15 protein-coding genes are annotated in these 22,582 nt (G+C 70.1%); 2 read left to right on the top strand and 13 right to left on the bottom strand.

Annotated elements, in window-relative coordinates; genetic code table 11:
• Positions 1–6: 6 nt before the first annotated feature.
• The 13 genes from rpsJ to ACFVN3_RS19675 all read right to left on the bottom strand — a co-directional run bounded on the left by rpsJ (position 7) and on the right by ACFVN3_RS19675 (position 21,003).
• Positions 7–315: a 30S ribosomal protein S10 gene (gene rpsJ / locus ACFVN3_RS19735; protein WP_012867945.1), complete on the bottom strand. Its 309-nt coding sequence runs from the start codon at positions 313–315 to the stop codon at positions 7–9.
• A 490-nt stretch (positions 316–805) separates the two neighbouring features.
• Positions 806–2,002 (bottom strand): elongation factor Tu, encoded by a 1,197-nt coding sequence (gene tuf / locus ACFVN3_RS19730; protein WP_053369624.1) that lies wholly within the window; start codon positions 2,000–2,002, stop codon positions 806–808.
• A gap of 128 nt (positions 2,003–2,130) precedes the next feature.
• Positions 2,131–4,233, bottom strand: coding sequence for an elongation factor G (gene fusA / locus ACFVN3_RS19725; protein WP_053369623.1), 2,103 nt, complete (start codon positions 4,231–4,233; stop codon positions 2,131–2,133).
• Between the two features lie 117 nt (positions 4,234–4,350).
• Positions 4,351–4,821, bottom strand: a complete 471-nt coding sequence (rpsG, locus tag ACFVN3_RS19720; RefSeq protein ID WP_047233808.1) for a 30S ribosomal protein S7 — start codon at positions 4,819–4,821, stop codon at positions 4,351–4,353.
• The gene (rpsL, locus tag ACFVN3_RS19715) at positions 4,821–5,195 is read right to left on the bottom strand and encodes a 30S ribosomal protein S12 (protein ID WP_021479869.1); all 375 of its coding nucleotides are present in this window, start codon (positions 5,193–5,195) and stop codon (positions 4,821–4,823) included. Before rpsL ends, rpsG begins: the two co-directional genes overlap by 1 nt.
• 455 nt (positions 5,196–5,650) lie before the next feature.
• The gene (locus tag ACFVN3_RS19710) at positions 5,651–9,532 is read right to left on the bottom strand and encodes a DNA-directed RNA polymerase subunit beta' (protein WP_154799248.1); all 3,882 of its coding nucleotides are present in this window, start codon (positions 9,530–9,532) and stop codon (positions 5,651–5,653) included.
• Positions 9,533–9,648: 116 nt separating this feature from the next.
• Positions 9,649–13,161, bottom strand: coding sequence for a DNA-directed RNA polymerase subunit beta (gene rpoB, locus ACFVN3_RS19705; RefSeq protein ID WP_047233806.1), 3,513 nt, complete (start codon positions 13,159–13,161; stop codon positions 9,649–9,651).
• A gap of 523 nt (positions 13,162–13,684) precedes the next feature.
• Positions 13,685–14,074, bottom strand: coding sequence for a 50S ribosomal protein L7/L12 (gene rplL / locus ACFVN3_RS19700; RefSeq protein WP_021483444.1), 390 nt, complete (start codon positions 14,072–14,074; stop codon positions 13,685–13,687).
• Positions 14,075–14,188: 114 nt separating this feature from the next.
• Positions 14,189–14,719: a 50S ribosomal protein L10 gene (gene rplJ / locus ACFVN3_RS19695; RefSeq protein ID WP_021483443.1), complete on the bottom strand. Its 531-nt coding sequence runs from the start codon at positions 14,717–14,719 to the stop codon at positions 14,189–14,191.
• Positions 14,720–15,312: 593 nt separating this feature from the next.
• A complete protein-coding gene (locus ACFVN3_RS19690; protein WP_378234687.1) occupies positions 15,313–17,733 on the bottom strand; it encodes a CHAT domain-containing protein in 2,421 nt (806 codons plus the stop codon).
• Between the two features lie 174 nt (positions 17,734–17,907).
• A complete protein-coding gene (locus tag ACFVN3_RS19685) occupies positions 17,908–19,728 on the bottom strand; it encodes a S8 family serine peptidase (protein WP_378234686.1) in 1,821 nt (606 codons plus the stop codon).
• 145 nt (positions 19,729–19,873) lie between these two features.
• Positions 19,874–20,371: a hypothetical protein gene (locus tag ACFVN3_RS19680; RefSeq protein WP_378234685.1), complete on the bottom strand. Its 498-nt coding sequence runs from the start codon at positions 20,369–20,371 to the stop codon at positions 19,874–19,876.
• Positions 20,368–21,003, bottom strand: coding sequence for an RNA polymerase sigma factor (locus ACFVN3_RS19675; protein ID WP_378234684.1), 636 nt, complete (start codon positions 21,001–21,003; stop codon positions 20,368–20,370). Before ACFVN3_RS19675 ends, ACFVN3_RS19680 begins: the two co-directional genes overlap by 4 nt.
• A gap of 341 nt (positions 21,004–21,344) precedes the next feature.
• Here ACFVN3_RS19675 and ACFVN3_RS19670 point away from each other — a divergent pair, with 341 nt between their 5' ends.
• Positions 21,345–21,752 (top strand): DUF4383 domain-containing protein, encoded by a 408-nt coding sequence (locus tag ACFVN3_RS19670; protein WP_378234683.1) that lies wholly within the window; start codon positions 21,345–21,347, stop codon positions 21,750–21,752.
• Positions 21,749–22,303 carry a hypothetical protein gene (locus tag ACFVN3_RS19665; protein WP_378234682.1) on the top strand — a complete coding sequence of 185 codons (555 nt, stop codon included), beginning with the start codon at positions 21,749–21,751 and terminating at the stop codon, positions 22,301–22,303. The genes ACFVN3_RS19670 and ACFVN3_RS19665 overlap by 4 nt, the downstream gene beginning before the upstream one ends.
• Positions 22,304–22,582: the final 279 nt, after the last annotated feature.

The following is a 22,582-nucleotide window of genomic DNA, read 5'->3' as shown; positions in this document are numbered from 1 at the left end:
CCAGCCTCAGAGCTTGATCTCGATGTTCACGTCGGCAGGCAGGTCGAGACGCATGAGCGAGTCGACGGCCTTCGGCGTGGGATCGATGATGTCGATCAGCCGCTTGTGCGTGCGCATCTCGAAGTGCTCGCGGCTGTCCTTGTACTTGTGAGGCGACCGGATGACGCAGAAGACGTTCTTCTCCGTCGGCAGCGGCACCGGACCCACGACCGTTGCACCAGCGCGCGTCACCGTGTCGACGATCTTGCGCGCCGAGCTGTCGATGACCTCGTGGTCGTAGGACTTGAGCCGGATGCGGATCTTCTGTCCCGCCATGGCGTCGTCTGACTCTCTCTCTCGAACCGCTAGCTGTCCGACCCCCGCGCTCGGGCGTGTCGCGTAGTCGCGACGCACCTGAGCGCACACGCCGAGAGGCGCAGGGCCGTTGGATATGTGGACCGGCGTCCGCACCGTGCTGACGCACGGCTCCGCGGAGCGGACCACAACGTTTGTGCGAGCCTGGTCGGAACGTGTGTTCCGCGGGGTACTCGATCCATGGCGACAGAGAGCTCAACCCGCAGACCCGGGACGAGGTCCCGGGGTCCTGGTCCTCCTCGAGAGGACCGGTTCAACACACTGTTCGACACGTGAAAGAGCGCACCCGTAACAGGCAACCTGAACAGTCTGCCACACGAAGGCCGCCTCGGCCAAGTCGAGACCGGGACGGGCACTGTGACGGTGACCGCAGGGGTGGTGGTGCAGGCCGAAGGCCCGGCCCCGCGGACGGGACCGGGCCTTCGACGAGTGCTGCGGAGGCAGCGTCAGATCACTTGAGGATCTTGGTGACGCGGCCCGAGCCGACGGTGCGGCCACCCTCACGGATGGCGAAGCCGAGGCCCTCCTCCATGGCGATCGGCTGGATGAGCTCGACCGTCATCTCGGTGTTGTCGCCGGGCATGACCATCTCGGTGCCCTCGGGCAGCGTGATGACGCCGGTGACGTCCGTCGTACGGAAGTAGAACTGCGGACGGTAGTTCGAGTAGAACGGGTTGTGACGGCCACCCTCGTCCTTGCCCAGGATGTAGACCTGCGCCTCGAACTGCGTGTGCGGGGTGATCGAGCCCGGCTTCACGACGACCTGGCCGCGCTCGACGTCCTCGCGCTTGATGCCGCGCAGGAGCAGACCGGTGTTGTCGCCGGCCTGAGCCTGGTCCATCTGCTTGTGGAACGTCTCGATGCCCGTGACCGTGGTCTTCTGGGGCGCGCGGATGCCGACGATCTCGACGTCCGAGTTGAGGTCGAGCGTGCCACGCTCCACCTTGCCGGTGACGACGGTGCCACGACCGGTGATCGTGAAGACGTCCTCGACGGGCATGAGGAACGGCTTGTCGAGCTCGCGGACGGGCTCCGGGACGTTCTCGTCCACGGCCTCCATGAGCTCGAGGATCTTCGCGGTCCACTCGGGGTCGCCCTCGAGCGCCTTGAGACCCGACACGCGCACGACCGGCGCGTTGTCGCCGTCGAACTCCTGCGAGGAGAGGAGCTCGCGCACCTCCATCTCGACGAGCTCGAGGATCTCCTCGTCGTCGACCATGTCGGACTTGTTCAGCGCGACGAGCAGGTACGGCACGCCGACCTGGCGGGCGAGCAGGACGTGCTCACGCGTCTGGGCCATCGGACCGTCGGTCGCGGCGACCACCAGGATCGCGCCGTCCATCTGGGCGGCACCGGTGATCATGTTCTTGATGTAGTCGGCGTGACCGGGCGCGTCGACGTGCGCGTAGTGGCGCTTCGGCGTCTCGTACTCGATGTGCGCGATGTTGATCGTGATACCGCGCTGCTTCTCCTCGGGAGCCGCGTCGATCTCGTCGAAGTTGCGCTGCGTGTTCGCCGGCAGGTCCGGGTACGTGTCCGCGAGCGTCTTCGAGATCGCCGCCGTGAGCGTCGTCTTACCGTGGTCGACGTGACCGATGGTGCCGACGTTGACGTGCGGCTTGGTCCGCTCGAACTTGGCCTTAGCCACTGGGGTCCTCCTGGGACTTGGGTAGATGTGCCGAACGTTGCGAATGTCGACCGAGAGATCCTACATCCGCGGGGCGTTGCGGTTTTCCTACAGGTTGATGGTTGTGCGGGTCTTCGACCTGTGGGGACTCACTCGCCCCGGGTCTTCTTGATGATCTCTTCGGCAACGTTCCGAGGAACCTCGGCGTAGCTGTCGAACTGCATCGAGTACACGGCACGACCCTGGGTCTTGGACCGGAGGTCGCCGATGTACCCGAACATCTCTGACAACGGTACTTGGGCCCGGACGACCTTCACACCCGTCGCGTCCTCCATGGACTGGATCATTCCACGACGTGAGTTCAGGTCGCCGATGACGTCGCCCATGTACTCCTCGGGCGTACGCACCTCGACCGCCATCACCGGCTCCAGCAGAACCGGGTCCGCCCGCTTGACGCCCTCCTTGAGGACCATCGAGCCGGCGATCTTGAACGCCATCTCCGAGGAGTCGACCTCGTGGTAGGCGCCGTCGAGCAGCGTCGCCTTGACCCCGACCAGCGGGAAGCCGGCGAGCACGCCGAGCTCCATCGCGGACTGGATACCGGCGTCGACGCTCGGGATGTACTCGCGCGGGATGCGACCACCGGTGACGGCGTTGGCGAACTCGTAGAGCTCCCCCTCGGCCGTGTCGAGCGGCTCGAAGGTCACCTGGACCTTCGCGAACTGCCCGGAGCCACCGGTCTGCTTCTTGTGCGTGTAGTCGATCTTCTCCGCCTTGCGACGGATCGTCTCGCGGTACGCGACCTGCGGCTTACCGACGTTCGCCTCGACCTTGAACTCGCGACGCATGCGGTCGACGAGGATGTCGAGGTGGAGCTCGCCCATGCCGCCGATGACGGTCTGGCCGGTCTCGTCGTCCAGCTTGACGCGGAACGTCGGGTCCTCCTCGGCGAGCTTCTGGATCGCCGTCGAGAGCTTCTCCTGGTCGGCCTTCGTCTTCGGCTCGATCGCCACGTCGATGACGGGCTCGGGGAAGGTCATCGACTCGAGGATCACGGGCGCGTCGAGCGCGCTCAGCGTGTCACCCGTCGTGACGTCCTTGAGGCCGATGAACGCGTAGATGTGACCCGCGCTCGCCTCCTCGACCGGGTTCTCCTTGTTGGAGTGCATCTGGAAGAGCTTCCCGATGCGCTCCTTCTTGCCCTTGGTCGAGTTGAGCACCTGGGCGCCCTGCGCGACCTTGCCCGAGTAGACGCGGACGTAGGTGAGCTTGCCGAAGAACGGGTGCGACGCGACCTTGAACGCGAGCGCGGAGAAGGGCTCGGTGGCGTCGGGGTGACGCTCGACGATCTTCTCCTCGTCCTTGACGTCGTGGCCCTCGATCGCGGGGACGTCGAGCGGCGACGGCAGGTAGTCGATGACCGCGTCGAGCATGGGCTGCACGCCCTTGTTCTTGAACGCGGACCCGCACAGGACCGGGAAGGCCTCGCCGGCGATGACGAGCTTGCGGATCCCGGACTTGATCTCCGCGATCGTGAGCTCCTCGCCACCGAGGTACTTCTCGAGCAGCTCCTCGTCAGCCTCCGCGACGGCCTCGATGAGCTCGCTGCGGTACTGCTCGGCCTTCTCGAGAAGGTCGGCCGGGATCTCCTCGGTGTCGTACGCCTCGCCGAGCTTGGTCTCCCCGTGCCAGACGAGGGCCTTCATCTCGAGCAGGTCGACGACGCCGGTGAAGTCGTTCTCCGAGCCGATCGGGAGCTGGATGACCAGCGGCTTCGCCTTGAGGCGGTTGATGATGGTGTCGACGGTGAAGTAGAAGTCCGCACCGAGCTTGTCCATCTTGTTGACGAAGCAGATGCGCGGCACGTTGTACTTGTCCGCCTGGCGCCACACCGTCTCCGACTGCGGCTCCACGCCCTCCTTGCCGTCGAAGACGGCGACGGCGCCGTCGAGCACGCGCAGGGAGCGCTCGACCTCGACCGTGAAGTCGACGTGGCCGGGCGTGTCGATGATGTTGATCTGGTTGTTCTTCCAGTAGCAGGTCGTCGCGGCCGACGTGATCGTGATGCCGCGCTCCTGCTCCTGCTCCATCCAGTCCATCGTCGACGCGCCGTCGTGCGTCTCACCGATCTTGTAGTTCACACCCGTGTAGAACAGGATGCGCTCGGTGGTCGTGGTCTTCCCGGCATCGATGTGGGCCATGATGCCGATGTTGCGGACCTTGTTCAGGTCGGTCAGCACGTCAAGTGCCACGGTCTGTTTCCCTCGCTAGGTGGGTTGAGTCGGGGGCGCTGCTCGGACCGGGGTGGCCGGCCGGAGACCCGCCGACGGCCCCGGGGACCGTCAGGTCCCCGAGGCCGGTCGGGCGGACTACCAGCGGTAGTGGGCGAAGGCCTTGTTGGACTCCGCCATCTTGTGCATGTCCTCGCGACGCTTGACCGCGGCGCCGAGGCCGTTGCTCGCGTCGAGGATCTCGTTCATGAGGCGCTCCGTCATCGACTTCTCACGACGAGCGCGCGAGTAGTCGGTGAGCCAGCGCAGCGCGAGCGTCGTGGCACGCGCGGGGCGCACCTCGACGGGGACCTGGTAGGTCGCGCCACCGACGCGGCGCGAGCGGACCTCGAGCGCGGGGCGGACGTTCTCGAGCGCACGCTTGAGGACGACGACCGGGTCGCCGTCGGTCTTCGCACGGACGCCCTCGAGGGCGCCGTAGACGATCGACTCGGCGGTGGACTTCTTGCCGTCGAGCAGCACCTTGTTGATGAGCTGCGTGACGACGGGCGACCCGTAGACGGGGTCGACGATGAGCGGCCGCTTCGGGGCCGGGCCCTTGCGAGGCATCAGCTCTTCTCCTTCTTGGCGCCGTAGCGGCTGCGGGCCTGCTTGCGGTTCTTCACGCCCTGCGTGTCGAGCGCGCCGCGCACGATCTTGTAGCGCACACCCGGGAGGTCCTTCACACGACCGCCGCGCACGAGCACGATGGAGTGCTCCTGGAGGTTGTGGCCGACGCCGGGGATGTAGGCCGTGACCTCGACCTGGGAGGAGAGCTTCACGCGAGCGACCTTGCGCAGCGCGGAGTTCGGCTTCTTCGGGGTGGTGGTGTACACGCGCGTGCACACACCGCGCCGCTGCGGGGAGCCCTTGAGGGCGGGGGTCTTCGACTTCCCCACCTTCGAGGTCCGCCCCTTGCGGACGAGCTGCTGGATCGTAGGCACTACGTCTCCGTGTCTTCTCGAGCTACCGGGGCTATCCCCGATGGTGGTCGTGCTGGCTGCTGGAGCCGATCGCACGAGGCACCCGCAGCGCGAGAGACGCTGCAGCAGCCACCTACCACCGGCTCGATGGTCCGTCCCCCGTCCACGGGCACGAGGCGCCGTCAGGACCGGGATCCGGAGTGCCCGGGCACTCACATCGGCCCGTCCGGAGCCCGCTGCGCGGAGGTGGGAGCGATCAGCTCGCTGACACCGCCCCGCCAGGGACATCACGGAGGGCCCGACGGCGCGGGCACGGTTTACCAGGTTACCTGCCGCCCGGCAGGTAGTCAAAGGAGCAGGTCACCACCCGCCGTCGGCGGGCGGTGCGCTCCCCCAGGACGCCGAACGGGTGCCCAGCGGCGCCCGCACCCGAGGTGCGGGACGCCGTCGGGCACCCGTCCGGCTGTCGAGGAACGTCAGCGGTAGTCGCCGAAGTCCAGGTCCTCGAGCGGGATCGCCTCGCCGGAGCCCATGCCGAGCGCCGGGAAGTCGATCTCGTCGTAGCCGAAGCTCGGGTAGAGCTCCGTCTTGGCCTGCTCGGTCGGCTCGACCTGGACCTTGGTGTACCGGGGCAGGCCGGTACCGGCCGGGATGAGCTTACCGATGATGACGTTCTCCTTGAGGCCGAGGAGCGGGTCGCGACGACCGCTCATCGACGCCTCGGTGAGCACGCGCGTCGTCTCCTGGAAGGAGGCCGCCGACAGCCACGAGTCCGTCGCGAGCGACGCCTTCGTGATGCCCATCAGCTCGGGGCGGCCGGAGGCCGGCTGGCCACCCTCCGCCACCGCGCGACGGTTCGCGTCCTCGAAGCGGCCGCGCTCGGCGAGCTCGCCCGGCAGGAGGTGCGAGTCGCCCGAGTCGAGCACGGTCACGCGACGCAGCATCTGCCGCACGATGACCTCGATGTGCTTGTCGTGGATGTCCACGCCCTGGGAGCGGTAGACCTCCTGGACCTCGTCCACCAGGTGCTTCTGCGTGGCGCGCGGGCCGAGGATGCGCAGGACCTTCTTGGGGTCCACCGCACCCTGGACGAGCTGCGTGCCGACGTTCACGTGGTCGCCGTCCTGCACGAGCAGGCGGGCACGCTTCGTCACCGGGTACGCGATCTCCTCCGAGCCGTCGTCCGGCGTGAGGACCAGACGGCGCGAGCGCTCCGAGTCGTCGATCGCGATGCGGCCCGAGAACTCCGCGATGGGCGCCTCACCCTTGGGGGTGCGGGCCTCGAAGAGCTCCGTGACACGCGGCAGACCCTGCGTGATGTCGTCCGCGGAGGCGACACCACCGGTGTGGAAGGTACGCATCGTCAGCTGGGTGCCCGGCTCACCGATCGACTGGGCGGCGATGATGCCGACCGCCTCGCCGATGTCGACGAGCTTGCCCGTGGCGAGCGAGCGCCCGTAGCACTTGGCGCACGTACCGACGCGCGACTCGCACGTGAGGACCGAGCGGACCTTGGCCTCACGGACGCCCGCGGCCACCGCCGCGTCGATGAGGACGTCGCCCGCGTCGTCGCCGGCCTTGCCGACGACGTTGCCGTCGGGGTCGACCAGGTCGGCCGCGAGGGTGCGCGAGTAGACGCTCGTCTCCACCTTCGGGTGGCGCACGAGCTTGCCCGCGAGCTCCTCCGCGATCGGCAGGGTCAGGCCGCGCTCGGTGCCGCAGTCCTCCTCGCGGACGATGACGTCCTGCGACACGTCCACGAGACGACGCGTGAGGTAGCCCGAGTCGGCGGTCCGCAGAGCGGTGTCCGCCAGACCCTTGCGGGCGCCGTGCGTCGCGATGAAGTACTCGAGGACGGACAGGCCCTCGCGGTAGTTGGACTTGATCGGGCGCGGGATGATCTCGCCCTTCGGGTTCGCCACGAGACCGCGCATGCCGGCGATCTGACGGACCTGCATCCAGTTACCACGGGCACCCGAGCCGACCATGCGGTACACGGTGTTGCGGTCGTTCGCCTCGAGGTTCTCGCGCATGACGGAGGCGACCTTGTCCGTCGCCTGGGTCCAGATCTCAATGAGCTCCTGACGGCGCTCGTCGTCCGTGATGAGACCACGGTCGTACTGCTGCTGGACCTTGAGCGCGCGCTCCTCGTGCTGCTCGAGGATGACGGCCTTCTCCTTGGGCGTCGCCACGTCGGAGATCGCGATCGTGACGCCCGAGCGGGTCGCCCAGCGGAAGCCGGCGGCCTTCAGCGCGTCGAGCGACGCCGCGACCTCGACCTTCGGGTAGCGCTCCGCGAGCTCGTTGACGATCGCCGAGAGGCGCTTCTTGTCGACGACCGAGTTCACGTACGGGTAGTCGACGGGGAGCGTCTCGTTGAACAGCGCGCGACCGAGCGTGGTGTCGAAGAGGATCGGCTGACCCTCCTCCCAGCCCTCGGGCGCCTCGAAGCCGGAGACCGGCGGGACGAGGTCCGTCGTGCGGATCTTCACCTCGGCGTTCAGGTCCAGGGTGCCCTGGTCGAACGCCATGATCGCCTCGGCCACCGAGCCGAACGCGCGGCCCTCGCCCTCGGCGCCCTTGCGGTCGCTCGTCAGGTGGTACAGACCGATGATCATGTCCTGCGAGGGCATGGTCACCGGACGGCCGTCCGACGGCTTGAGGATGTTGTTGCTCGAGAGCATGAGGATGCGGGCCTCGGCCTGCGCCTCGGCGCTCAGGGGCAGGTGGACGGCCATCTGGTCACCGTCGAAGTCCGCGTTGAACGCGGCGCACACGAGCGGGTGCAGGTGGATCGCCTTGCCCTCGACGAGCTGCGGCTCGAACGCCTGGATGCCCAGGCGGTGCAGCGTCGGCGCACGGTTGAGCAGCACCGGGTGCTCGGTGATGACCTCTTCGAGCACGTCCCACACGACCGGGCGGGCACGCTCGACCATGCGCTTGGCGCTCTTGATGTTCTGCGCGTGGTTGAGGTCCACGAGCCGCTTCATGACGAACGGCTTGAACAGCTCGAGCGCCATCTGCTTCGGCAGGCCGCACTGGTGCAGCTTGAGCTGCGGGCCGACGACGATGACCGAACGGCCCGAGTAGTCGACACGCTTGCCGAGCAGGTTCTGACGGAAACGACCCTGCTTGCCCTTGAGCATGTCCGAGATGGACTTCAGCGGGCGGTTGCCCGGACCGGTGACCGGACGACCACGGCGACCGTTGTCGAACAGCGAGTCCACGGCCTCCTGGAGCATCCGCTTCTCGTTGTTGACGATGATCTCGGGGGCGCCCAGGTCGAGCAGACGCTTGAGGCGGTTGTTCCGGTTGATCACGCGGCGGTACAGGTCGTTCAGGTCGCTCGTCGCGAAGCGGCCACCGTCGAGCTGCACCATCGGGCGCAGGTCCGGCGGGATGACCGGGACGGCGTCGAGCACCATGCCCGTGGGCGAGTTCGTCGTCGTGAGGAACGCGTTGACGACCTTGAGGCGCTTGAGGGCACGCGTCTTGCGCTGCCCCTTGCCCGAGCGGATGGTCTCGCGCAGGGACTCGGCCTCCGCCTCCAGGTCGAAGTCCTGGAGACGCTTCTGGATCGCCGCGGCGCCCATCGAGCCCTCGAAGTAGGTGCCGTAGCGGTCCTGGAGGGCGCGGTAGAGCATCTCGTCGCCCTCGAGGTCGGCGACCTTGAGGTTCTTGAAGCGGTCCCACACCTGGTCGAGGCGGTCGAGCTGGGCGTCCGCGCGCTTGCGGATCTGCGCCATCTCGCGCTCGGCCGAGTCGCGGACCTTGCGGCGCGCGTCGGCCTTGGCACCCTCGGCCTCGAGCTCGGCCAGGTCGGCCTCGAGCTTCTGGGCGCGGGAGTTGATGTCGTTGTCGCGGGCGTCCGCGATCTCCTTCTTCTCCAGGTCGATCTCGTTCTGGAGGTTGGGGAGGTCTTCCTGACGACCCTCGTCGTCGACCGACGTGATCATGTACGCCGCGAAGTAGATGACCTTCTCGAGGTCCTTCGGGGCGAGGTCGAGCAGGTAGCCGAGGCGCGAGGGCACGCCCTTGAAGAACCAGATGTGCGTGACGGGCGCGGCGAGCTCGATGTGGCCCATGCGCTCACGACGCACCTTCGAGCGCGTCACCTCGACGCCGCAGCGCTCGCAGATGATGCCCTTGAAGCGCACGCGCTTGTACTTGCCGCAGTAGCACTCCCAGTCCCGGGTGGGGCCGAAGATCTTCTCGCAGAAGAGTCCGTCCTTCTCGGGCTTGAGGGTGCGGTAGTTGATGGTCTCGGGCTTCTTCACCTCACCGTGCGACCACGCACGGATGTCGTCGGCCGTGGCCAGGCCGATACGCAGCTCGTCGAAGACGTTGACGTCGAGCAAGTTGTCCTACTTCCTTCGCCTGCCGGGACCGGCCGTGGCCGGCCCCGACGCCAAAAAGACGGTTGGTGTGGGGGTCGTCGGTGGGAGCGGGGTGACCCGCTCCCACCTGCCCGAGATCAGATCTCGTCGACGCTGGACGCCGCGTTGGGGCGGCGCGACAGGTCGATGCCGAGCTCTTCGGCTGCGCGGTACACGTCGTCGTCCGACTCCCGCATCTCGATGGACACGCCGTCGCTCGAGAGCACCTCGACGTTCAGGCACAGCGACTGCATCTCCTTGAGGAGGACCTTGAAGGACTCCGGGATGCCCGAGTCGGGGATGTTCTCGCCCTTGACGATCGCCTCGTAGACCTTGACGCGACCGGGCACGTCGTCCGACTTGATCGTGAGGAGCTCCTGCAGCGTGTAGGCCGCGCCGTACGCCTCGAGGGCCCACACCTCCATCTCGCCGAAGCGCTGGCCGCCGAACTGCGCCTTACCACCCAGCGGCTGCTGCGTGATCATCGAGTACGGGCCGGTCGAGCGCGCGTGGATCTTGTCGTCGACCAGGTGGTGGAGCTTGAGGATGTACATGTAGCCCACCGACACGGCCTCGGGGAACGGCTCGCCGGAGCGGCCGTCGAAGAGGCGCGCCTTGCCGTCGGCGCCGACCATGCGGTCGCCGTCGCGGTTCGGGATCGTCGTCGAGAGCAGGCCTGTGAGCGCGTCCTCGTGGACGCCGTCGAACACCGGGGTCGCCACGGGGCGACCAGGCTCGGACGTCGCGGCGATCTCCGGGACGTTCTCCCGCCAGGAGAGGTCCTTGCCCTCGGCCAGCGAGATGTCCCAGCCCTGCTTCGCGACCCACCCGAGGTGCGTCTCGAGGACCTGGCCGACGTTCATGCGGCCGGGGACGCCCAGCGGGTTGAGGACGACGTCGACCGGCGTCCCGTCCGCGAGGAACGGCATGTCCTCGACGGGCAGGATCTTGGAGATGACGCCCTTGTTGCCGTGACGGCCGGCGAGCTTGTCGCCGTCCGTGATCTTGCGGCGCTGCGCGATGTAGACGCGCACGAGCTGGTTCACGCCCGCGGGCAGCTCGTCGCCGTCCTCGCGGTTGAACTCGCGCACGCCGATGACCGTGCCGGACTCGCCGTGGGGCACCTTGAGGGACGTGTCGCGCACCTCGCGCGCCTTCTCGCCGAAGATCGCGCGGAGCAGGCGCTCCTCCGGGGTCAGCTCGGTCTCGCCCTTCGGGGTGACCTTGCCGACCAGGACGTCGCCCGCGCCGACCTCGGCACCGATGCGGATGATGCCGCGCTCGTCGAGGTCCGCGAGGACGTCCTCGGAGACGTTCGGGATGTCCCGCGTGATCTCCTCGGGGCCGAGCTTGGTGTCGCGCGCGTCGACCTCGTGCTCCTCGATGTGGATCGAGGAGAGCACGTCGTCCTGCACGAGACGCTGGCTGAGGATGATCGCGTCCTCGTAGTTGTGGCCCTCCCACGACATGAACGCCACGAGCAGGTTGCGGCCGAGCGCGAGCTCGCCCTCGTCCGTCGCCGGGCCGTCCGCGAGGACGGAGCCGGGCTCGATGCGCTGGCCCTCGTCGACGAGCACGCGCTGGTTGTAGCTCGTGCCCTGGTTGGAGCGGCGGAACTTCGCGATGCGGTAGCTGCCGGTCGTGCCGTCGTCGTTCGCGACGAGCACGAGGTCGGCCGAGACCTCGGTGACGACACCGGGCTTCGTCGCGACGACGACGTCGCCCGCGTCGACCGCCGCGCGCCACTCCATGCCGGTCCCGACGAGCGGGGCCTCGGAACGGACCAGCGGCACGGCCTGGCGCTGCATGTTGGCACCCATGAGGGCGCGGTTGGCGTCGTCGTGCTCGAGGAACGGGATGAGCGCGGTCGCGACCGACACCATCTGGCGCGGCGAGACGTCCATGTAGTCCACCTGCGCGCCGGGCACGATCTCGACCTCGCCGCCCTTGGTGCGCACGAGCACGCGCTCGTCCGCGAAGGAGCCGTCGACGTTGAGCACCTGGTTCGCCTGCGCGATGACGTGGCGGTCCTCGTCGTCGGCCGTGAGGTAGACGACCTCGTCGGTGACCTTGCCCGCCTCGACCTTGCGGTACGGCGTCTCGATGAAGCCGAACGGGTTGATGCGCCCGTACGACGCGAGCGAGCCGATCAGACCGATGTTCGGGCCCTCAGGGGTCTCGATCGGGCACATGCGGCCGTAGTGCGACGGGTGGACGTCACGGACCTCCATGCCGGCGCGGTCGCGCGACAGACCACCCGGGCCGAGGGCCGAGAGGCGACGCTTGTGCGTCAGGCCCGCGAGCGGGTTGTTCTGGTCCATGAACTGCGAGAGCTGCGACGTGCCGAAGAACTCGCGGATGGACGCCACGACCGGGCGGATGTTGATGAGCGTCTGCGGCGTGATCGCCTCGACGTCCTGCGTCGTCATGCGCTCGCGCACGACGCGCTCCATCCGGGACAGGCCCGTGCGGACCTGGTTCTGGATGAGCTCGCCGACCGCGCGGATGCGACGGTTGCCGAAGTGGTCGATGTCGTCCGTCTCGACGCGCACCTCGACAGCCTCGCCGTTCCGGGTGCCCGGGATGGACGCGTGGTCGGCGTGCAGGGCCGCGAGGTACTTGATCGTCGCGACGACGTCCGAGACGGAGAGCGTGGAGTCCGTGAGCGGCGCATCGATGCCGAGCTTCTTGTTCGCCTTGTAGCGGCCGACCTTCGCCATGTCGTAGCGCTTGGGGTTGAAGTAGAAGTTCTCGAGCAGCGCGCGGCCGGCCTCGACGGTCGGCGGCTCGCCCGGGCGGATCTTGCGGTACAGGTCGACGAGGGCCTCGTCCTGGGTGTGGACGTGGTCCTTCTCGAGCGTGTCGAGCACCGACGGGAAGTCGGCGAACTGCTCGCGGATCTCCGACTCGGTCAGGCCGAGCGCCTTGAGCAGCACCGTGACGGACTGCTTGCGCTTGCGGTCGACGCGCACGCCGACGGCGTCGCGCTTGTCGATCTCGAACTCGAGCCAGGCGCCGCGCGAGGGGATGATCTTCGCGGAGAAGATGTCCTTGTCGCTCGTCTTGTCGGCCGCGCGCTCGAAGTAGACGCCGGGCGAGCGGACGAGCTGGGAGACGACGACGCGCTCGGTGCCGTTGATGATGAAGGTGCCGCGCTCGGTCATGAGCGGGAAGTCGCCCATGAAGACCGTCTGGCTCTTGATCTCACCGGTGTTGTAGTTGACGAACTCCGCGGTGACGAAGAGCGGCGCGGCGTACGTGAAGTCCTTCTCCTTGCACTCGTCGGCCGTGTACTTCGGCGGCTCGAAACGGTGGTTGGAGAACGACAGCGACATCGAGGACCCGAAGTCCTCGATCGGGGAGATCTCCTCGAAGATCTCCTCGAGGCCCGACGTCGAGGGCACGTCCTGGCGGCCGGCCGCGGCCGCGGCGGCGACACGCGCCTGCCACGCCTCGTTGCCGAGGAGCCAGTCGAAGCTCTCGGTCTGGAGGCCCAGCAGGTCAGGGACCTCGAGGGGCTCGTAGATCTTGGCGAAGGAGAGGCGACGCGATGCGGTGCGGTTCGCGATGGCGTCGGCGGTCGGAGCAGAAGGGGTGCGCGAGGCAGCCAAGAGGGGTCCTTCCCTGCAGATCGAAAGAACGCTGCACCGCCGGGCTGGACACGATCACCGCCGCCACGACACCTCGCGGACGCGCACGTACGTCGACGAGGGGGTCGGGGGTATATGAGATCGGGGGCACAGGACAGCGCAAAGCGTGAGCATAGCCCAACACGCATCGCAACACAACCCCGGGGCGTGCGACCCCGCCCGGAACCAGACGCCTGCACGTCTCACCGGTACTCGCGCGGGCCTCGTCGCCCGCCTCCGACCCGTCTCGCGGGTCGCGAACCTGCTGCCGTCGACCTCGCTGTCCTGCGTCGTCGACCCGCACATGGTGGCACACTCGTGGCCGTTCCGTGAAGCCGGTGCGCCCGTCCGGGTGCCCGACGACGTGCTCGCCCACATCTGCGCCGCGCTCCCCCGCCCACCCACGCCGTCGGGCGGCAGGAACGACGACGAGGCCCGCACCCCGAGCGGGGTGCGGGCCTCGTGCGGCGTGCTGACCGGTCCCGTCAGGACGGGACCGGCGAGATCACTTGAGGGTGACCGTGGCGCCGGCGCCCTCGAGGGCAGCCTTGGCCTTCTCGGCCGTCTCCTTGTTCGCGCCCTCCAGGACCGGCTTCGGGGCACCGTCCACGAGGTCCTTGGCCTCCTTCAGGCCGAGGGACGTGAGCGCGCGCACCTCCTTGATGACCTGGATCTTCTTGTCGCCGGCGGCCTCGAGGATGACGTCGAACTCGTCCTTCTCCTCCTCGGCGGGGGCGTCGCCCGAGCCACCCGCGGGGGCGGCGACCGCGACGGCGGCGGGGGCGGCGGCGGTGACCTCGAAGGTCTCCTCGAAGGCCTTCACGAACTCGTTGAGCTCGATGAGGGTGAGCTCCTTGAACTGCTCGATGAGCTCGTCGGTGCTGAGCTTCGCCATGATGGCGTTCCTTTCGGTCGGTGCTCGGCAGCGGCCCGGTGCGGGCCTGCCAGAAGCGGGGTGTGTGCTTGCGCTGCGTGGATCACGGGTCCGGGGCGAGCCCCGGGCGCGGGATCAGGCGGCAGCGCCCTCCGATTCCTGCTTCTGACGCAGGGCATCGATGACGCGGGCGGCCTGGGCGGTGTTCGCGGTGAAGACGTAGGCAGCCTGGAAGAGCTTGGCCTTCATCGCGCCGGCCGCCTTGGCCAGCAGGACCTCGCGGGACTCGAGGTCCGCGAGCTTCGTGACCTCCGCGGCGGTCAGGGGGCGCCCGTCGAGGACACCGCCCTTGATGACCAGTGCGGGGTTCGCCTTGGCGAAGTCACGCAGACCCTTGGCAGCCTCGACCGGGTCCCCGGTGACGAAGGCGATTGCCGACGGGCCCTGCAGGTCGGCGTCGAGTCCCTCGACGCCGGCCTCCTTGGCCGCGATGGCGGTCAGCGTGTTCTTCACCACGGCGTAGGTTGCGTTGCCGCTGAGCGACCGACGCAGCTGCTTGAGCTGCGCGACGGTGAGCCCGCGGTACTCGGTCAGCACGGCAGCGTTCGAGTCGCGGAACTTGTCCGAGATCTCGGCGACTGCGGCTGCCTTGTCCGGCCTCGCCATGGCAATCCTTCCGGTGGTGGTACCACCGGCGTCCGTCCCGGAACGAGAAAGAGCCCCGCGCAGGCGCGGGGCTCGCAGTCGCACGCGCGGCGGGGCCGGGCGGACGTCGTCGATTCGCTACCTGCGCTGGCCTCCACCTCGTGGTGGGACTTCGGTCCGTCGCGTCCCGCAGACGGAGTCTGCGGGCAGCGCCGGACGACCGGCGGTCTTGGGTACACGCCCATCGTACGGGACGACGGCGAGTGCTCCAAACCGCTGCTCGGGGACGGCCGCTTTGCGGCCGAGTCGCGGCTCTGAAAGAACACTCTGCCCCGACCCCCCGTGGGGGGAACCGGGGCAGAGTGTTCTACTGAGCGAGAACGAACTCAGAGGCCCTGCGTGTACGGAGAAGCGGCAGCCACGACGGCCCCCGCGATAACCGAGGCCGTCGTGAGAGCAGCCGTGACTGCGAGGCGAACGGAACGGATCTTCATGTGGCCCCCAGGTTGCTTCGGTTTCCACCATCTGTTGGTGGCAGACCGATCTTGGCGAACGGCTTGGAGCAGGTCAAGACCCTTCGGTGGCAAAGCGCGTCGTTGTCGCCCTACGGGTACTTAGACGACGAGCGGGCCGAAGCAGACGAGCGGGACGGGCTCGGGCTCGTCGGCGACCGCACGGGCGAGCGCCGAGCCGGGCATCGCGCCGTCGCGCAGCTCGGCGTGGAGCGACGGCATGACGCGCGCGGCGACGTCGTCGCGCAACGGGGCCACGCTCGCGACCACGGCGCGCGCGCCGAGCCGCAGGAGGACGCTCGTCAGGCCGAGCGACTCGCCGCCGATACGCGGCGTCGAGAGCCCCACCTCGCACGCCGAGAGGACCACGACCACACCGTGCAGGTCGATCCCGTCCAGCTCGTGCGCGAACAGCGGGCCGTCGGCCAGCCGCAGCGAGGAGAAGAGCGGGTTGTCGGTCTCGTGCGTCCCGTGCGCCGCGAGGTGGACCACCCCCGCGCTCCGGAGGCCCTCGGCCACCGCCTCGCACGTGGCGTCCTCGCCTGCGAGGGCCTCGGAGCCCTCCCAGACCGACGCGACGAGCTTGGCCTCCGCGCCCGAGAACCGCAGCCCGGGGCCCGCGACGACGAGCGCCTCGTCCGCACGCCGCGTCGGCTCCCCGACCCGCAGGTCCACCCACGAGTTCGCCCACGTCCTCCGGCCTCGCCGCGAGGGCAGCGAGGCCCACGGGAGCGCGAGCAGCAGGTCGCGCGCGGCGAGGTGCAGGTCGCCGTCGACCTCCAGGGGAACGACGAGCGCGTCGTCGAGCGCGGTCAGGGTGCGCGTGAGCGACGCGACCGCCGCCTCCCGCATCGGGACGGGGATGAGCACGTTCGAGAGGACCGCGAAGTCGGCCCGGGCCCGGCGAACCTGCTCCGCAACTGTCGCGCGCGGTGCGAGCCGCACGAGCCGCGTCCCCGCCGCGGACACGCGGACGGCGAGGACGTCGTCGCCCTCGACCACGAGGTCGGCGACCACGGCGTCGGAGCCCGCCGCGGCGAGCGCGGCCCGGAGCCGGCGCTCCGTCGTGGCTAGCGGGGTGGCGGCCTCTCCCCCGTGCTGCCAGGCGCGGCGGCGCGCGTCGTCCTGCAACCGACGCGCCGACCGCAGGTGGTCCTGGCGACGGGCGAGGTGCGAAGGGTCCGAGGGCACGCCGAGCGCGCGGGCGGCCTCGACCTCGCGGCGCGCCGCGGCGAGGAGGCCCGCGAGGACCGGGTCCGACGGAGGCCGCACACGGCCGGTTCCGGCGAACGCCGCGCGGCCCCGCTCGACCGCGTCGAAGATCGTCCCCGGGCGCCGCGTCCGCAGCGCTGCCGCCACGTCCACGTTGCCGAGCCGGACCCCGTGCACGGCCGACGCCGTCACCGCGTCCACGGAGCCGAGCCGCGCGCGGTGCTCGGCGAGGGCCGACTGGCCGCGCCGCACGGCCCGCACGCCGCCCCGGCGGTCCCCGGCCGCGAACGCGAGCTGAGCGAGCACGGCCTCGTGCTGCAGCCGCACGGGCAGCGGGGCGCGGTCGAGCCGCCCGGGAACCTGCGCCAGGACGTCCTGCGCGGCGGGAACGTCCCCCGCGGTCACGAGCCACTCGGCCGCGAGGAGCTGGGCCGGGATCGTCACGCCGAGACCGGCGGCTCCGCCGAGCGCCTCGCCCTCGCGCGCGAGGGCGAGCGCCCAGCCGGCGTGCCGCCGTGCCGTCGTCGGCGTCACACCGTCCGACCGGTGCTCCGTAAGCGCCGCCTGCAGCTCGGCGACGCGGGCTCGCAGCATCCACGGGGTGTTCCCGAGCCGGTCGAACCGGCGCGACGCCGACCGGGCCAGGCGGCGGGCGTCGGCGTAGCGTCGCAGGCCGAGCACGACGCGCGACCGCACCAGCTCAACCTCGGCGAGGTCGCGCAGCATGCGGTAGCGCGAGAGGTGCTCGCGCGCCTCGCGCAGCGCGTCGTCGGCCTCGGTCAGCAGGCCAGCGTCGAGCAGGACCTGCGCGCGATCGATCAGACCGACCGCGGCGTGCCGGTCCGGCGCCTGCTCCGCGGCCTCGTCCATCGCACGCAGCGCGACCGGGAGATCGCCACGGAGGTACTCGGCATACCCCAGGTTGTGGCGAGCCTTCGAGGCCAGCAGGACGTCGCCCGCAGCGTCGCCGCTCCCGACGGCCTCGCTCAGGTCTGCGGTCGCGCCGTCGACATCGCCGAGATCGAGGCGCAACGATCCTCGGTTGAGCAGGATCGTCGCGGTGTCCGGGTCGCCCAGGCGCCGGGCGAGGGCGACCGCGACCGACAGCTTCTCGTGCGCATGGTCGAGATCTCCGGTGCGCCAGTCCAAGAAGGCTGCCTGCCCCTCGACCAGTAGCGCGAACCGTAGCCGTTCTCGTTCCTCCGGCTCTTGGTCGAGCACAGCACGCATCGCCTCGATGCGCTGACGAGCGGCGCGGACGTCGCCGTCGAGCTCGAACCCGCAGGCGGCGGCGCCGATGGTGCTGCGCACGACGACATAGCGCTGCTCCGAGGTGGTCCACCGGTCCCCGCTCGAAACCAGAGCGCGTTCGTAGTGGCGGATCGCAAGCGCATAGCGACCCTGCTGGGACGCGCCGATGGCCCGAGCGAGATGCGCCGCGGCCGCACCTGGCCGGGTTGCCCGCGTCATCCTCGCCTGCGTGGACTACACGATCGTCGGCTCAAGACCGGTCGCGGCGCTGACGGCCGTCCACAGCCAGGCACATCGCTCGGGCGAACCGACACCTGGCTGCACCGATGCCTGGTGTGTCGGATCCTGCGCCGCATCCGCCAAGAGTAGCGCGGCGAGCTCTCCGGCCAGGACCGGCGCAGCGAAGGAGGTCCCGCTCCACGTGGCAAAGCCGCTCTGGAATCCCTCCGGGTCGATCGTCGCACGGCGGCCGTCGGACCACAGTTCCTTGACGCTCCGCGAGGGAGCCACCGCACCGTCGATTGTCTTGGGAGCCGTGGAGACCAGCGCGGCCCCGGGGCGGACGCACGTGATCCACGGGCCATCGTTGCTGAAGAGCGAGGTTGTGCCGTCGGGATTCTGCGCACCGACCGCGAGAACCGGCGGCTTGTCGAGCGGCACCTCGCGCGGGTCGAGCGCCGTCGCGCGGCCATCGGCACGCCGGACGCGGGGAGCGAAGCCCGCGGGGAACATCGGACGGGTCTGACCGTCGTTTCCCGACGAGACGACGACGAGCACCCCGTATCGGCGCAGCGCGTCGAGCACGGCACCCAGCGGGGCATCGAAGTCGGCGTCACCCGGCCGCTCGTGGTAGTACCCGAAGGAGAGCACGACAATGTCGACCGGTGCGTAGCCGCCACGGCCGACCAGTCCGAGCACGTGCCACAGGAGAAGTCGACGCAGCGCGCGCAGCATGTCGCGTTCCGGGATCACGCCGGAACCTCCGTACAGGCGCGGCGCGAGGATGACTGCGTCGGGACACTTCTGGTGCACGAGGCCTGCGATGAACGTGCCATGTCCAGCCACCGGGTCGAGAGGGCCCGTGAGCGGGGAGACCGAGACGCCTCCGATCTCAGGGTCCTCGTACTCGTACTCGGGGCGCGGCAGCACGGAGAGCGGTTCACCCAGGAGCTCGGGATCCCGAACCACGACCCTGCCACGCCCAGGTGTCTCGTCGAACCAGGCGTGCTCTCCGACGCCCGAGTCGAGGACTGCGACGACGGGACGGCGTGTTCCGTCGGAGGCCGTCCATGCATCGTCTCCAGGCGCGTGGTCACGTCGCGGTTCCGCACCGACCCAGTTCACAGGCGTTCGGCCCCCTGACCCGGGAACGGCGTACTCGGCAGTCCCGGAGAAAGGCAGGGGCTGCCCGTACGGCAACGGCTGACCGTAGGGAAGAGGCTGACCGTACGGCAACGGCTGACCGTAGGGAAGAGGCTGACCGTAGGGCAACGGCTGACCGTAGGGCTGGGCATGGGCGAAGGCTGTCGGCTGCGCAGCCGGCTGGCCTCCGATGAATCCGCCGACCGAAGGGACGATGATGTGGTCGAGACCGATCCGAGCCCGACCGCGGTCGGCGTCGTCCCCCTCGACGACGCCGCCCAGGTGCTCTAGGAGTTGCCAGGCGTCCGGCAGAGAGCGGGCGGAGCCGCCACGGGGAGTGAGCCGCAACGAGACTCCGAACACACGTAGCAGATCCTCCGTCGTCTCCGTGTCCAGGTCGGCGCGCCGCACCAGGGCTGCGTCGTTCTCGCTCTCCGGCTCGATCTCGACGTCGAGGTCGAACTGCGCCGCGGCGTCGCGGAGTCGGCGCATGCGCTGCTCACCGCACCGCGACCCGGGAAAGAGCAGCCTGTCACCGACGTACCAGGTCGGATGGGGCGACTGCTGTCCCGACCGCCGCGGTGCGCTGACGGGGTCGATGGTCCTCGTGCGCCACTGCAGGCGGCTCGGACGGTCGCCGTAGTACCGACCGCTCTGCGGACTCGGCGCGGGGGTTCCGGGGGTCTCGCTCACGTGCTCCTCCTCGAGGGATGACGTTCAGTCGGTGCCGCGGGCGTCGTCGTCGACGGACAGCGGCTCGCGCGCGGGGGCGCGGAAGGAATGGGGGTCGGGACGCCGTCGCGCCGCGGGCGAGAGGTCGCGCGCGGCACGACGACGGCTACAGCTCGATGACCGGGGTGCTCACGGCGCCGCCGGCACCGTCGGCACGACGCACGACGAGGCTCGCCGGGCCGCGGTCGACGGCGTCGAAGACGAACCGGCCGTCGTCGTCGCTCGTCGTCTCGCTCACGGTGCCGGGGCGGTGCAGCTCGACGCGCAGCGCCGTGGCCGGCGCAGCCCAGCCGTCGATGCGGATGCGCCCGTCGTCGGTCGCCGACAGCGAGATCATGACCGTGACGGACTCGGAGGTGAACGTGATGGTGCGCGCCTCGACGGGTGGCGCGTCGCCCCGCACGGACATCTCGGGGACCTGGACGTACTCCAGCTCCATCACCTCGGCCTCGAGGCCCGCGAGGGTGATCGCGAACAGCGACCGCTCCACGAGGCCGTCGGGCACGGGGTCGATCTCCTCGGCGATGCGCGCCAGCTCCGCGAGCAGCGCGAGGTCGACGGCGTCGAGCGGCTCGTCGGGGCTGTGCGTCGGCTCGGTGCTCATGATGCTTCCCACGATTCCCCCTGGTCGTCGATGATGTCGCGCAGCTTGGCGAGGCAGCGGCCGCGCGTGGAGCCGATGCTCCCGACGGGCATGCCGATCGCGGTCGAGATGGCCTTGTAGTCGGGTCGGTCGGCGAGCGACACGAGCCGCAAGAGCCGCCGGCAGCGGTCCGGCAGCTGGTCCAGCGCGGCCCACAGCGTGCGGTCGCGCTCGTTGCGGAGCACCTCGACGTCGGGCGTCGGGTCTCCCGAGGGCAGTTCCGGAACGCCCTCGTCCGTGTCGTCGGGGAGCTCGGTGCGGCGCCTCGCCTCGTCGCGGTGCTTGCGCACGGCCTCCCACGCGGCGCGCTTTGCGGTGATGAGCAGCCACTTGAGGACGGCGTGCGGTTCCTTGATCGTCATCGCGTTGCGCACGAGCGCGACCCACACGGTCTGGACGATGTCGTCGGCCTGCTCGCGCTCGACGCCCTGGGCCCGCACCGTGTGCCAGAGCAGCGGCGTCGCCTCGCGGACGAACTCGCCGAAGGCGTGGGGGCGACCGTCCCGGTACTCGAGGAGCGCGAACGCACCCCGGTCCCCCAGGCTCAGGCCCGGCTCGTCGGTGTCGGCCACCTCGTCGGTCGTTCTCGTCATGGGGGGCACCGTCCTCGGCGCGCTCGTCCGGTCAGGCATCAGCGGGGGGTCCCCGGAAGCGCCTGATTCTAGAGCCGGGCCGGTGGGGTCGACAACCATCGTCACTGGTCACACCCCTCCTGGCTCGTGCGGCTGGGTCCCATCTCGCTCCTCCGACACCCGGGTGGGAGCGCCGGGCCGACGCTCCTCCACCGGGACAAGAGGGGCGGACCACCCGTCTGATACATCCCGGTCGAGGTAGATGCACGGCACCGCGCCGGAGGGACCCGTCCGGACCGCGCACCGCTCCGAACCAGGGGCGACGCGCGGAGAGGCCGCGCGACCACAGAGCGGAGACCCCCATGACCTCGTCCCCGAACCGTCTGCTCGCGGCTGTCTTCGGCGCCGTCTACCTGCTGGTCGGCCTTGCCGGCTTCGTGGTCACGTCGGGCGTCGGCTTCGCCGCCACCGAGGGCCGCAACCTCCTGCTGTTCGAGGTGAACCCGCTGCACAACATCGTCCACCTCGGCATCGGGGCGGCGCTGCTGCTCGCGTCGCGCAGCGTCCGGGCCGCGCGGGGCACGAACGTCACGATCGGCGCCGTGTACCTCCTCGTCGGCGTCGTGGGGCTGTTCCTCGTCGACACCGGCGCCAACATCATCGCGCTGAACGGCGCCGACAACGTGCTGCACCTCGCCAGCGCGCTAGTGCTCCTCGGCGTCGGGCTCGCCGCGGACCGCGAGGACGCGGGCCGCACCGTCACGGCATGACGAGCCCCGTCCCCACCCGGCGCGTCGGCGCCGCGCTCGCGCTGCTCGGTGCCGGGATCGTCGACCTCGGGCTCGTCCGGGGCGGGTTCCCGGCACCGTCCGGCCTGCTCGCGCTGGCCACCGGGACGACGGAGCTCGTCGCCGCGCTCGTGCTCCTCGCACGCGGACCGCGGCCCGGTCGCCCGGCGGCGGTCCCGCGCCTCGGCATCGCCCTGCTCCTCGGCGCGACCGTCGCCGGGGTAGCCGCCCCGGTCGCGTCCGGCGTGCCGCTCTCGGCGGGCGCGGCCGCCGCGGCCGTCCTGCGGGTCGCGACCGCATGCGTCCTCGCACGTCCGGCGCGCGTCCCCGCCGACGACGCCCCGGCGCGCGCCGGGGCGCGGCTCGTCGCGCTGTTCTCGGTCGCGGTCGTGGTCTCGGCGGTCGCGACGTTCGGCCTGGGCGGGACCGACGCCGCGCAGCACGCCGTCCCGCACGGGGCCCACCTGCCCGCCCTGGGGAACCTGCCCGGCCACGGCGCGGGGCACCACGGCGAGTCCGGCGACGGTCCCTGACACCTGCACCGGGTACGAGTTCTCCCGTACCGCGAGGCTCGAAGTTCCGGGGAATCCCTCATGTCCCGCGGCAGGCACCAGGCCTAGCGTCGTGACGACCCCTGCACCCACCGCGGGTGCGGACCGGCGGGCCGCGACGTCGCGGCCCGCCCGAGCACGAGGAGCACTTCCGTGAGAACAGTCCTCTCCGGCCGCACGCGCGGCCGCACCGGGCGCGCGCTGCGCGCCCTCGCCACCGTCGTCGCCGCCGCGACCGTCGCCGCGGGCGGCGCCCTCGCC

Origin of the sequence: Cellulosimicrobium sp. NPDC057862, from assembly GCF_042797035.1 — a bacterium.
Classification (GTDB): domain Bacteria; phylum Actinomycetota; class Actinomycetes; order Actinomycetales; family Cellulomonadaceae; genus Cellulosimicrobium.
Note: the sequence above shows the minus strand (reverse complement) of the source record. Positions and strands in the feature narration are given on the sequence as shown.